Raw genomic sequence first — 13,126 nt, forward strand, 5'->3', positions numbered from 1 at the left:
TTTTTAGACAAGATGACAGGCAACAGAATCTTTCACGGGCGGTTCGCTTTGGCTGCATACGGGTTGCGCAACAGGACAGCGCGGATGAAAAGCACAACCCGATGGCGGATTAGCCGAATTCGGAACACTGCCTTGCAGGATGATTTGCTCGCGCTGCCTTTCTTTGGCAACCGTTGGCATGGCGCTGAGCAACGCCTGAGTGTAGGGATGTTTCGCCCCGCCACTGAAAATGGTTTTGGCATCGTTAATCTCGACGACTTTGCCCAGATACATGACCGCCACCTGATCGCTGATATGCTGGACAACGCTCAGATCGTGGGAGATGAAGAGATAGGTTAGTTTTAGTTCGCGCTGCAAAGCCTGAAGCAGATTGAGAATTTGCGCCTGCACGGAGACATCCAGCGCCGAGGTTGGCTCATCGAGGACGATGAAGCGCGGGTTAGTCGCCAGCGCACGAGCGACAGCGATTCGCTGTAATTGTCCCCCGCTAAACTCGTGTGCGTAGCGATTCAGGATATTGCCAGGCATCCCGACCTGTTCCAAAAGTTCCCGCACCCGTTTGCGGAGGGGATCGCCTCGCAGCTTGGTGTGCGTGACCAGCGGTTCCGCCACGCATTGCAAAACGGTAAAACGCGGGTCAAAAGATGTATACGGGTTCTGGAAAACCATCTGCGTCTCATGATAAAGACGCTTTATGGTCTTTTTATCCGCAGTAGCCGTATCCTGCCCATCAAAGAAAACCTGACCAGCAGTAGGCGGCGTCAGCCACAAGATCGCTCGTCCGAGCGTGGTTTTGCCACAGCCCGATTCGCCAACAACTCCCAAAGTGCTTTGTTCGGGAATATTCAGGCTAACACCATTTAGCGCATGAACCCTGATTTCTTGCGGACGCAGCCAACCCTGACGCGAGACGAAAACCTTGCTGAGGTTTTTAACTTCAAGCAATGAAGACGGATTAGACATTGGCGCCCTCCCCATACAAATGACAGGCGACAATATGCCCATCATCTTCCATTTGAACTTGTGCAGGTTCCTTGATACTGCAAATCTCCATCGCATCGCTACAACGGGGATGAAACGGACAGCCAGCGATAGGGCGCAAGCCATCAGGCACGGCGCCTTTGATCATTTGCAGAGGCTGACCATGCTGAACCGAATCGGGCAAAGCCGCCAACAACCCCCGTGTGTAGGGGTGCTTGGGCGCATAAAGCACGCTGTCCACCTGCCCCGTTTCCACCACTCTGCCAGCATACGCGACCGCCACTCGCTCACAAGTTTCGGCAACCACGCCCAAGTCGTGTGTTATCAACAAGATAGATAAATTCTCTTTTTCGCGCAACTCCGCCAGCAGAGCCAAAATTTGCGCCTGAATGGTCACATCCAAAGCGGTGGTTGGCTCGTCGGCGATCAAAAATTCTGCGCCGGATGCCAGCCCCATGGCAATCATCACCCGCTGTTTCATGCCGCCGCTGAGTTCGTGCGGGTATGCGCTAAATATTCTTTTTGGATCAGGTAAACCGACCCGCTCAAAAAAGTCGAATGCGTGTTCCTCGGCTTCCTTCCTGCTCCGGGCGCTGTGTTGGCGCACCTGACGAAGAATTTGGTTGCCGATCGTAAACACAGGATTCAGCGAGGCAGTTGGATCCTGAAAAATCATCGCAATCCGACCGCCGCGCAGCGATTGCATCTGGGCTTCATTTTTCTGGAGAATATCTTCCCCATTAAAAAGCACACGTCCGTTTTCAATTTTACCTGGCGAGGGGATAGCGTTCATGAGCGCCATCCCAGTCACCGACTTACCGCAGCCGGATTCGCCGACCAAGCCAAACATCTCGCCCCTCTGTATCTCGAACGAGATCCCGTTTACCGCGTGGACGGTTCCGGCGTAAGTTTCAAAGCGGATGTGCAAATCGTCAACTTGCAGGATCGTGTCAGTCATCGCGTCACCCATCCTATCGTCCTGCACTCACAGAGCGGCGCGTACGCGGATCGGCGGCATCCCGAAGCGCATCCCCTAGCAAATTGAAAGCCAAAACGACGAGGAAGATTGCCGCGCCCGCCGAGCCAGCGTACCAGGGACGCTCCAGAAAGTAAATCCTGCCAACGCTGATCATGGTGCCCCAATCCGCAGTGGGCGGTTGCACCCCCAGCCCGATAAAACTGATTGATGCTCCGACCAGAATTGCCGAGCCGAGATCCATCGTAGCTTGCACCATCACGGGCGTCATCACGTTAGGTAAAACGTGCGTGAGAATGATTTTCCAACTGGGAACGCCGATGCTACGGGCTGCCTCGATGAAGCTGCGTTCTTTCAGTGAGATGGTTTGGGCGCGAACAAGGCGAGCATACCAGGGCCACCAAGTGAAGGAGATGGCGATCATCGTATTGGTGAAGCTGGGACCCAGCGCAGCCGCAAGAGCGATGGCGAGCAAGAGTGGTGGAAAGGCGAGGAAAATATCTGTGATACGCATCAGCAAATTGTCGATCCAGCCACCGTAAAAGCCTGCTATCGCCCCCAGCGGAACGCCGATCAGCACCGCAACAAAGACGACCAAAAAGCCAATCGAAAGGGAGCTTCTGCCGCCATAAAAGATGCGGGCTAAAACATCCCTGCCCAGATAATCTGTTCCCAAAAGGTGGGCTTTGCTGGGCGGGTTGAATTTTTCAAGGATGTTCGGATCGCCCTGCCCCTGTGCGGCGTAGGGAGTCAGGAAAGGTGCGAAGATCGCACCAAAAATAAAGATCAACAGAATAACCAAACTCAACACGGCCAGCGGATCGCTCCGAAAGGCGCGCCACATGAGAGATAACTCTGAAATATGCCCGTCATGCGGGATTTCGTCAGCGGTAATTTCCAGTTCAGAAAAAGTTGTGGTCATCAGTAAACTTGCCTATTGTAGCGTCACGCGTGGATCAATGATTGCTTGAATAATATCCAGCAGGAGATTGATCAGGATATAAAAAACGGTCATGACCAAGGTCACCGAAACGATCACGGGAAAATCGACACTGAGCACGGCATTGGTAATATAGGTGCCCAGTCCGGGCCACGAGAAGATGATTTCGATCAAAATGGCTCCCGTAAGCGAGTAGACAAAAGCCAAGCCCAGAGCGTTCAGGGTCGGCACAATGGCGTTCTTTAGCGCCAACACGAAGAAAATCGTTCGCTGACGGATGCCGCTTACCTTCGCCGCCATAATATATTTTTCGCTGAGTACTTCGATGATCGTGGAGCGGGTCATGCGGATTGCCAAACCGACAGGGTACGTCGCGAGGGCAACGGCAGGCAAAATGATATGTTTTAGCGCATCCTGGAAAGCAACCCAATTCCCCGTCAAGGCTGAATCGAGCAGATAGATGCCCGTGATGGTTTCTATTGGATTGAACAAAGAGACTTCGGTCGAAATGCGTGCCCCCAACGGTAAAAGACCCAAATAACGGAAGAATAATAGCTGAAGTAATAAGCCAAAAAGGAATGCAGGCATGGAAACGCCAGCAATTGACACAAGACGTGTCAGATGATCGAGCCAGCTACCCCGATATGCCCCAGAAAAGACCCCCAGTGGAATGCCAATCACAATCGCAATCAACATGCCAGCAATCACGAGTTCCAGGGTCGCTGGCAGGAATGTACGCACATCTGTCAAAATGGGTTGGCGGGTGGTGATCGAAGTGCCCAGATCGCCTTTGATGATTCCATCCATGTAGCGCAGGTATTGGGTAGTAAGCGGCTTATCCAAACCAAGTTCGATGGTGGCTTTTTCGATCTGCTCTCTGGTTGGATGGGGACCAACCCAGGCGGCGGCTGGGTCAGACGGCACAACCCGTGCAATGATGAAGGTAAAAAAGGAAACGCTCAATAGCACGAAGAGCGCCATCACCAGTCGTTTCAGGATGTAGTCGAAGCGTTGCATGATTTTCTAAATGCCTTCAGTTTTTTATAAAGGTCGCTGCCTGCTCAAGAGACAGCGACCTTTATCTTGGAAATTATTTGTGCAGATCGTACACGAATACAACATGGGGATAGGCAGGGTTATCAACATAACCTTTGACATCTGTGCGTGCGAGATGTGTATTTCTCATATCGTAGAGGAAAAGCGAGACCGCATCATTGACGAGGATTTCCTGCGCTTCGATAAACATCGCCGTTGCTTCTTCACGATCAGTGCTCGAAATCGCATCTGCGATGTCGATCAACTCGTCAAACTCGGGATTGTTGTAGTACCCAAGATTGAAGAGCGTTTCCTCTTCGGAATGATACATACCGTACAGCCAACTAATCGGGGATACGTAGTCGGGCCACCAGTAAATCGCAAAAATGTCTTGTGCGTTTTCGGAACCAGACATGCCCAAATCCCATTGCGCTTCCCAGGTCATCGGGCGCAGCTCCAGCGTGATGCCCAATTTCGCTAACTCAGCTTTCCATAATTCGCCAGCTTGCTGCTCATCGAGGTCGCCCGTTGCGAAAGTGTAGACCAATTCAAAGCCGCCATCGGGATAGCCTGCTTCAGTCAGCAACTCTTTTGCTTTATCCAGATCATAGCTATATTGGAAGAGATCGTCGCTGTGTCCCCAAATCCCTGCGGGGATGGGACCGTGCGATTGGGTGCCGCGCTCACCAATGACGCCCTGCATGAATTGGTCGTAGGGGAAGGCGTAGGAAATCGCCTGGCGCACCAAGGGATCGTTCAAGGGTTCTTTTTGAGTGTTGAAAAGCCCAACCAGGTTTTGGAAAGCAGGATTGGCGTAGACAACGACGTCATCACGGGCATCTAACGTTGCCAAGTTGTCGGCAGGGACATCGTGGGTGAAGCTCGCAGTGCCCGCTTCGATCATTTGCTGGCGCACGACCGGGTCTTCAACGATCTGGAATACGGCGGTTTGATATTGATTATCTGACCACTCCCCCCAATAATTTTCGTTTTGCGCCATCACAATGCGTGAACCACGTTCGTAACTTTGAATGGTGTATGGACCTGTGCCAGCACAATTGCCTTCATTGAACCATTCATGCCCTTTTTCAGCATAAGCTTTCGGGCTATATATCCATGCTGCGTAACCTGCTGCTGCAATGATGTCCAGCGGAGCGGGCCACATCAGGTTGAACTGCACGGTGTATTCATCCACAACTTCGATGGTCTCAACCGGTGCCCAGATATAGGATGCGCCTGCTTCGAGAGCAATGGTGTTATCAATGGCAGCTTTTACCGCTTCAGCATTAAAAGGCTCGCCATCCTGGAAGGTGACCCCTTCTCGCAGTGTAAAGGTCCAGACCATGCTATCGGCATCGCTTTCCCAAGCGGTTGCCAGTTTGGGGCTGAGGGTTTCTTCACTGCCGGGGGTGTTGTAGAAAGTTAGCGTTTCGTAGCAGTTTGCCATGATGAGCAGATCATCAGAAAAGCTGCTTGCCGGGTTTAGGTCGGGGAAGCCGGTATTGTGGGCGTAGATAAAGACGTTGTTTTCAGCGGCAGCCGGTTCTGCTTCCGCTTCCGGGGCGGCAGCTTCGGGGGTGGTATTTGCACCACCACAGGCGGTTAGCGCCAAAGCCAGCACTAAGATGATGAGGATAGTTTTTCTTTTTTTCATTTTCTTCTCCTTGCTTCTTTTAAAAGACAATTTTTATAAGAACTGTTTTTGTTTTACGAGCGCGCCTCCTTTGGTCAGTAACCTTACTCATCAATCCAGCGAACTTTTGCCTCTTTACGCCCCACCAACCTGCGAAAGCGGATTGCGGGGTAACCCAGCACAAAGGACATCAAAATGTCGTTATCAGGGGGAATATCAAGGAGTTCTCGAATTTCAGGAGATTCATTCCCGAACTCATAGAGGTTGCCAACATAACAAGAGCCTAATCCCAGACTTAGGGCGACCAAGATCATTTGGTAGGAGGCGATGGTGGCGTCTTCCGTCGGGCAGGAGGTAATGGTCATGTCAGCGTGGGTGATGACCAAAACAGGCGCTTGATAGAAAAAGGGATCCTTGCCTGCTTCATAATCCGAGACCACCCCTTTGTAAAAGGGGATATCCGCTTCTATACGCCGAGCAAACCTCGGGTCCAGGTGCGATAGCGCCCCCTCTTCCTCGAAGCGAGCTGCTTTTTCTCGAAAGAGATCAACCCCAAGGGCGGCAAGCCGATCCATCAAATCCCGATCTGTGATGACAATATGCTCAAGGCTTTGGGCATTGGAGCCGGTCGGCGCATAGCGGGCAGAGTCGATGATTTTTTCGATCAGTTCCCTGCGCACGCTGCGTTTTTGGTTGTAAAGGCGGATGGAGCGGCGTGATCTCATGAAGCCGATCAAGTGCTCAGGGTTGAGTTTGGTTTCCGGGCTGGGGCGGGTGAATGTTTCCAAAGGCTCAAGCCCGGTATGCGTGATGGCATCGGAGGGGCAAATTGCCAAGCACTGCCCACAGGAAAAACAGGCTTCGGGATGGACGATATTGGGAAATGCTTTTTTTTCTTTTTGCTCGAAAATATCTTCTACACAGGCAAGAACACATAGCCCCTCTTTGTCACAGCGTTCGGGATCGATTTTGATAGTGGGGATAAATTCCTGCTTATACATTTAGACCTTTGGTAATTTTTCAGGGAAAGCCCAATCGCAGCTTTGTTTGAGGATTTTTGTGAGGACGTAGGTTTTTGTTTTCGTGACGCCTGGAATGGTGTGCAGCTTGGTGGAAATAAATTCCTGCAAAGCGCCCATGCTGACGGCAACCGTAGATGCCGATATGTCGGTATCGCCGGTCGTCATGGCGACATAGAAGACTTCATCGAGTTCAGCCATTTTATTGGCAACATGCTCAATTTCGCCCGGCTCAACGTCAATATAAATGTCGGCGCTGATGGGGAAGCCCAGCCTTTCGGGGACAGCACCAGCGGTAATGGCGATGAATCCTTCTTCAACAAGCCGGTCAATTCTGTTGCGAACCGCTCGTGCGGTGATGTGACCCAGGCGGCGAGCAATTTCAGATGCGGGCATTCTGGCATCTTCTCGCAGGCAATCAAAAATTTCTCGGTCGAGGTCGTCTATTCTTGGCTTCATGATTTTTCTCCTTTACATCATACTTGAAAATTTCCGTTATTTTCTTTATTTTATCAAAACTATTCCGTTTCAGAAGCAAAACATTCCTTTTTCGTTGTTTTTAGCAAAAAAATATGAGTTTTCGTTTTTGACGGATATCAAAAGAAGCTTCTTCGCTGATCTGCCTTTAAAGCAAAAACTCCCCATATCGCATGATGTGAGGAGTGTGGCATGGTAATTTATCGGAACAGAGCAATAAAATCACCTCTGTATCTAGGGAAAAGTACGCTATACGTTTATTTCATCCTTTATGTTGTGGGTATCAATCCGATCGGACGAAATTTATACCCGTATATTTGATTTATACCGCACTGAACTAGTAACTGTGATGTCGTAAAGTGTTGTGGCTATTATTTCCTCACCATCCAAACATACAGATCCTTCGGCCCATGCACACCGAGGGCAGTCGTCAGCTCAATGTCCGCTGTGCGGCTGGGGCCGGAGATGAAGACCATGTAGCTATTCCCCTTCCCTTCAGCAAAAACCTGATGAAGGTCGGGGCGCAGCATGTCGGGGGTAGTGAGGGCGAGATGCACGCGCGGCAACAAAGATGTGGCTCTCGGCATTTCGGCAGAGGCGTGCAGGACGATGGTGCCCGTTTCGGGCAGGATGTAGTCCGCTTCGGTGACGCCGAGGTCGCAGTGAGCAAGTTCGGTTTTAGGGGCATTTTCGGGGACGAGCTCCACGCCGAGGGAGCGGAGCATCTCTTCGATGCCGAGTTTTCCGATCAGCGGGGTGTGCCAGAGAGTTGCCTTTTTGATTTCTTGGGTTTCGACCAGTTCTTTTAGTTTGGCAGCAATGTCAGCAGGGTTGACTACTGCGCCTACGCCAGCCAGTTTTTGCAACTCGTCGAAGAAGAGCGAGAGTTCTGCGTCCACTGTTTGGGGCTGCCGAGGGGTATAGATAGCGGGACGCAAGCCGACAGGAGAGCGATCCGTTCTGCCGAGGGAGCGGCGAATATTTTCGAGTACGGGATTGGTCATTTTGCGCCATCCTTTCGGGATTTCCACCATCCCCTGAATTTTGCAGAGAAGGCAGGCAGCGGGCGGATTTTTGTCCAACGAGTGAGGGGATAGGGTTGGATAATGGATGTGACCGTTAGCAGGATTTTTGACCCCAAACGATAGAGCCACGCTTGAGAAAGGGCAAAGGATGTGACCCCAGCGGCTGCCCGTATGGAGGCTGGCATACTCGGCTCGGCGAACTCGTCGCCTTCTGCAACTCGGCGGCGCAGATGACGCAGAATGTCGGGAATGGGGATTTTGACGGGGCAGACATCGCCGCAAGCGCCGCAGAGCGTGGATGCGAAGGGCAGCTCACGGGCGGCTTGGGTATCGAGAATTTGGGGCGTGTAAATGGCGCCGATGGGACCCGAAATAAACCAGCCATAGGCAAAGCCGCCGACATTTTGGTAAACGGGGCAGTTGTTGGCGCAGGCGCTGCAACGGATGCACTTGAGTACATCCCGTCCAACGGGGTCTTTGAGAATTTTGGAACGTCCGTTGTCGATGATGACGATGTGGAACTCTTTGGGGCCACCTTCGTCATCGCTGCGGCGGGGACCTGTGATGAATTGGGTGTAGGTGGACATTTTCTGCCCTGTGGCAGAGCGGGCGAGTAGCTTCAGGAAGATGGTGAGCGATTCCCAATCGGGGATGATCTTGTCGAAGCCAACGATGGCGACCTGTAATTCGGGCATGGTCGAGACCATGCGTCCGTTGCCCTCGTTGGTGACCATGACGAGCGTGCCTGTTTCAGCGATCAGGAAATTGCCGCCAGAGATGCCCATATCTGCTTTCAGAAATTCGGCACGCAGAGTCTCACGAGCAATGCGGGTCAGTTGTTGCGGGTCGGGCGGGGCATCCACACCGAGCTTTTCGGTGAAAATATCAGCGATCTCTTCCTTTTTGAGATGGACGGCGGGGGCAAGAATATGGGAGGGTCCCGTACCTGCGAGTTGGATGATGTATTCGCCGAGGTCGGTCTCGATGGCTTGGATGCCCGCTTTTGCGAGGGCGTCGTTCAAGCCGATCTCTTCGGTCGCCATTGACTTGGATTTGACAGCGGTTTTGACGCCGTGTTCTTTGGCGATGTCGGTGACAATTTGGCAGGCGTCTTTGTCGGTGGCGGCGAAATGGATTTGTCCACCTGCGGCGGTGAAGTTTTGCTCGAATTTCGTCAGGTAGGCATCCATGTGCTGGATGGTGTGCGCACGAATATCGGATGCGATCTGGCGCAGTTCTTCCCATTCGGGGAGTTCGGCAACACGGGCGGCGCGTCCGCCTGCGAGGCGAGCGGTGGCGAGTTGGACAGCGGCAGGGATGCTCGGCGGGACGTTTTCGGTGTAGCCTGCGAAATCAACGTAAACTGGACGTCCGCTCATGCTGCACCTTCTTTCGTTGCCAGCAGGTCAATAATGTGCATGGCACGGATCGGGGACTCAGATTTGCGCAAGCCGCCAGCGATATTCATCAGGCAGCCTGGTTCGGTCGTGATGACCGTTTCCGCGCCACTGGCGATGATATTTTTGACCTTGTTGCCGACCATTGAGCCACTCACTTCAGGATAGGTGACAGAGAAAGCGCCGCCAAATCCGCAGCAAGTTTCTTCTTCGTGAAGTTGGACAAACTCCAACCCTTGCACGGCATTGATAAGAGTCTTGGCTTCGGTTTTCAAACCCATCTCACGCAGATAATGACAGGAAGCGTGATAAGTGACTTTGTGCGGATACACAGCACCCAAATCAGTCTCCTTGAGCACGTTGACGACATATTCCGTGAACTCGTAGATGCGAGATGTGATATCGAGCGCCTGTTCGTGTTCAGGTGTGCCTTCGGGGAAGAGTTCGAGATAGTGATGCTTGACCATCCCGACGCAGGAGCCAGAGGGTCCCACGATGGGCGCATCGCTTTGTCCGAAGGAGCGCAGAAAGTTACGAGCAACGGCACGGGTTTTGTCTTCAAAGCCGTTGTTGAAAAGCGGCTGCCCGCAGCAGGTTTGCTCGGGCGGGAAGACCAACTCCACGCCGAGGCGCTCCAGCAGTTCGGTCATATTCTGGAGGGTCTTGGTGTAGAACTGATCTGCAAGGCAGGTGATGAATAGTTGGGCTTTTGGCATAGGGAGACCTTAGAGAGGAGAGAATAGAGAGTGGTAAGTTTGTTTTGCAAAATTATTATAGCGGAGGTTGAGTAACGAAAGCACAGTTTTACCGTGCTGTAGTGTATCGAAACCAGAGCGAGTTTTATGAAACAGACCCGCTTGGTTTCGATACGCCTGACGATAAGACTGTCAGGCTACTCAACCAGCGCTATCCAGTTGATGTCAATTTCGTAATGCTTAGAACGTCTTATACCCTTCCGTCATACCACGATACTCAATGAAGGGTTCATTGATGAGCTTGGCGGCAAGTTCCATTTGGGCGGATTCTTCGAGGGTTGAAGACCAGTGAAAGGCTTCTTCCAATGTCGAGCCGATGGCGAAGCTACCGTGTCCACGCAGCATGATAATCTTGTAATCTTTCAATGCGCCAGCGACGGTATTTGCCATTTGGGGCGAACCCGAGGCAAATTCTTCGGTCACGACGGGAATCTTTTTCAGCAGATAGGATGCTTCGTTATCAATCGGCACAAGTGCATCACGAGAGAAGGAAAAAGCAACCGCCGTGCGGGGGTGGCAGTGACAGACCGCCAGCGCAGGCGTCTGTTGATAGATCGCACGATGGACGATCAGCTCAGTCGAAGCAAGCACCACGCCACTGTCATTTTTGTCGAGACGGGTTTCGATCAGGTCATGCGGTTTGAGTCTGCCTAGTTGGGCACCACGTCGTTTGATGATGATGCGGTCGCCGAGTCGGATGCTGAGATTGCCGCCGTGCGAGCTGATCATTTGGGCGCTATACAAGTCTTCGCCGATCTCGCGAAACATTTCGTAAATTCGTTCGTCAACCATAATATTCTCCAGTTTATCCAGTTGTCCAGTTAGGCGGTTGCGGCAACCAGATCAGCCAAGCCAAGTTCTTCGAGTTTTGCCTGTGCCGGGACACCATTCTCGTCCCAGCCACGGCTGCGATAGTATTCTGCCAGCATCGGTTCGAGTTTGACGACCCAGCCCGCAGACGGACCTTCGGTCGGGGCGTCTTCGAGTAGGCGCGGCGGCAGGGTGTCATCGGCTGCGGTGAAGCCTTCACGCAGGTTGTACATGCGCTCCAGATTCCAGATGCGCTCACCAACCCGATGCAGGTCGCCCGTATCATACTGGATGCCTGTTACGGCACTCAAGACACGAGCAAAATACTCATCTGCGACACCCATATTGGTGAACTTACACACTACCAGTGCGTCGATCGCTGCCGAGCCATTTTGGTGCAAGATCACAAAACTGGACTTTCCCTGAACCTGGAAGCGGTCGATCATTTTCGGCAAGCCGAGCACTTCGGGACCGACCATGTTGCCACGCATGTGACAGCCGCCACGGTTGGACGTGGCGTAGAGCAAACCCTGTCCCTGCATACCGCGCGGATCGTAGGCGGGCATTTCCATCCCTTTGGCGGACATCGAAAGTTCGGGATGACCGTATTTCTTCGCTAAACGGAGGCTGCCATCGGCGAGATCGGAGCCGACCCCTTCTCGGACTGCCATCGCTTCTAACGTGGAAGCAAGTTGGTCGGCACGTCCGAAGCGGAGTTCTGAATCCATATAGCCTTTTTCGCTCAATTCCATCGCACAGGCGATTGTCGAGCCAGCGGAGATGGTATCCAATCCCAGATCGTTGCAAATGGCGTTCGCTTCAATGATGGCGGGCAGATCGTCGATGCCGCACTGCGCACCGAACGCCCAGGTAGACTCGAACTCAGGCCCCTCGCCCTCGACCTTTTCGGTTTGGCTGATGCGGGTGCAGCCGATGGGGCAGGCCCAGCAAGCCTGATTTTTGACGAGATATTTCTCGGTGAGGGCTTCGCCAGAAATGGCTTCGGCGCCTTCAAACTGGGTCTGCTGGTGGTTGCGAGTGGGCAGGGCGCCGATGTTGTTCATGATATTCATCAGCACAACGGTGCCAAACTCAGGCAGCGCCTGACTGGTGAGCGGGCTGGCTGCCAGCAGCTTGCGGGTTTCGTAGAGTAGAAATTTGAAGCGATCCTTGTTCTCGATCTCCGTGCGTTTTTTGCCCTCCACGACAATCGCCTTCAAGTTCTTGCTGCCCATCACAGCGCCAGGACCGCCACGCGCCAGCGCACGTTCACGGTCGTTCATGATCGCCGCCACACGGCTCAAGTTCTCTCCCGCAGGACCAATGCAAAGCACGTTGCGTTTGTTATTATCCTGTCCGAGTTTTTCGGTCAGGTCAAAAACCCGCATGCCCCACAGATTACTTGCATCGTGGAAAGTAATTTCTTCATTTTTAATTTCAATCCAAATCGGCTGCTCAGCTTTGCCACGCACAATCATCACATCGTAGCCTGCCTTTTTGAACTGCATCCCCCACCAGCCGCCAGAGTTGGCGTCCAGCACGGTGCCCGTCAGCGGGCTTTTGGTGGTCACCGAAAAACGGTTGCTGGTCTGGTAGCCCGTGCCCGTCAGGGGCCCGTTCGTAAAAACGAGTACGTTTTCGGGGTCTAGCGGGTCAACATCGGGACCGACCAAGTCCCAAAGCAGGCGCACGCCCAAGCCACGCCCACCAATAAACTGGCGAGCCATTTCCATATCCAGCGGATAGGTTTCGTACGTTTGTGCCGAAAGGTCAATATCCAGCACTTTATTATTCCAACCGTTCATAAAATTCTCCTCGTTATCCACCAGCGATGGGTGGAAAGATTGCGATTACATCATCTTCCTGGATGTCCACTTCCAAACCTGTAGCAGCATGTCCATTGATGTTGATAACAAAATGCGGACGGATCTGCCCGTCTTGGACAATAACGCCCTCCAAAGCTGGAATCTGCTCGACAAGCGCCGAAACGCTCGTGCGGAGGCTTGCTCCCGTTATGGACACTTCGGTTTGTCCCGCTTTTTTGCGCAAGCCAGCGTAGAGTTTGATCGTAGGCATAA

Annotated in this window: 13 protein-coding genes; all 13 read right to left on the minus strand. The window is 52.7% G+C overall.

Annotation, left to right across the window (positions count from 1 at the left end; all coding sequences use genetic code 11):
* Nucleotides 1–3: 3 nt before the first annotated feature.
* The 13 genes from HN413_01120 to HN413_01180 all read right to left on the minus strand — a co-directional run bounded on the left by HN413_01120 (nucleotide 4) and on the right by HN413_01180 (nucleotide 13,124).
* Nucleotides 4–978: an ATP-binding cassette domain-containing protein gene (locus tag HN413_01120; GenBank protein MBT3388990.1), complete on the minus strand. Its 975-nt coding sequence runs from the start codon at nucleotides 976–978 to the stop codon at nucleotides 4–6.
* A complete protein-coding gene (locus HN413_01125) occupies nucleotides 956–1,939 on the minus strand; it encodes an ABC transporter ATP-binding protein (protein MBT3388991.1) in 984 nt (327 codons plus the stop codon). The genes HN413_01120 and HN413_01125 overlap by 23 nt, the downstream gene beginning before the upstream one ends.
* A 13-nt stretch (nucleotides 1,940–1,952) precedes the next feature.
* On the minus strand, nucleotides 1,953–2,801 hold the full coding sequence (locus tag HN413_01130) for an ABC transporter permease (GenBank protein ID MBT3388992.1): 849 nt from the start codon (nucleotides 2,799–2,801) through the stop codon (nucleotides 1,953–1,955).
* A gap of 90 nt (nucleotides 2,802–2,891) precedes the next feature.
* The gene (locus tag HN413_01135) at nucleotides 2,892–3,914 is read right to left on the minus strand and encodes an ABC transporter permease (protein MBT3388993.1); all 1,023 of its coding nucleotides are present in this window, start codon (nucleotides 3,912–3,914) and stop codon (nucleotides 2,892–2,894) included.
* Between the two features lie 73 nt (nucleotides 3,915–3,987).
* Nucleotides 3,988–5,586, minus strand: coding sequence for an ABC transporter substrate-binding protein (locus HN413_01140; protein ID MBT3388994.1), 1,599 nt, complete (start codon nucleotides 5,584–5,586; stop codon nucleotides 3,988–3,990).
* An 83-nt stretch (nucleotides 5,587–5,669) separates the two neighbouring features.
* Nucleotides 5,670–6,566 (minus strand): 4Fe-4S binding protein, encoded by an 897-nt coding sequence (locus HN413_01145; GenBank protein ID MBT3388995.1) that lies wholly within the window; start codon nucleotides 6,564–6,566, stop codon nucleotides 5,670–5,672.
* Nucleotides 6,567–7,043, minus strand: coding sequence for an Lrp/AsnC family transcriptional regulator (locus tag HN413_01150; GenBank protein ID MBT3388996.1), 477 nt, complete (start codon nucleotides 7,041–7,043; stop codon nucleotides 6,567–6,569). It lies immediately after the preceding gene.
* A gap of 389 nt (nucleotides 7,044–7,432) precedes the next feature.
* Entirely contained in the window at nucleotides 7,433–8,065 is a 633-nt protein-coding gene (locus tag HN413_01155) for an LUD domain-containing protein (protein MBT3388997.1), read from the minus strand.
* Entirely contained in the window at nucleotides 8,062–9,465 is a 1,404-nt protein-coding gene (locus HN413_01160; GenBank protein ID MBT3388998.1) for an iron-sulfur cluster-binding protein, read from the minus strand. The genes HN413_01155 and HN413_01160 overlap by 4 nt, the downstream gene beginning before the upstream one ends.
* Nucleotides 9,462–10,199 (minus strand): (Fe-S)-binding protein, encoded by a 738-nt coding sequence (locus tag HN413_01165; protein ID MBT3388999.1) that lies wholly within the window; start codon nucleotides 10,197–10,199, stop codon nucleotides 9,462–9,464. Before HN413_01165 ends, HN413_01160 begins: the two co-directional genes overlap by 4 nt.
* Nucleotides 10,200–10,418: 219 nt before the next feature.
* The gene (locus tag HN413_01170) at nucleotides 10,419–11,030 is read right to left on the minus strand and encodes a fuculose phosphate aldolase (GenBank protein ID MBT3389000.1); all 612 of its coding nucleotides are present in this window, start codon (nucleotides 11,028–11,030) and stop codon (nucleotides 10,419–10,421) included.
* A 29-nt stretch (nucleotides 11,031–11,059) separates the two neighbouring features.
* Nucleotides 11,060–12,853 (minus strand): aldehyde ferredoxin oxidoreductase family protein, encoded by a 1,794-nt coding sequence (locus HN413_01175; protein MBT3389001.1) that lies wholly within the window; start codon nucleotides 12,851–12,853, stop codon nucleotides 11,060–11,062.
* Between the two features lie 13 nt (nucleotides 12,854–12,866).
* Nucleotides 12,867–13,124 carry a hypothetical protein gene (locus tag HN413_01180; protein ID MBT3389002.1) on the minus strand — a complete coding sequence of 86 codons (258 nt, stop codon included), beginning with the start codon at nucleotides 13,122–13,124 and terminating at the stop codon, nucleotides 12,867–12,869.
* Nucleotides 13,125–13,126: the final 2 nt, after the last annotated feature.

It is taken from the genome of Chloroflexota bacterium (assembly GCA_018648225.1).
In the GTDB taxonomy this organism is placed as follows: domain Bacteria; phylum Chloroflexota; class Anaerolineae; order Anaerolineales; family UBA11858; genus NIOZ-UU35.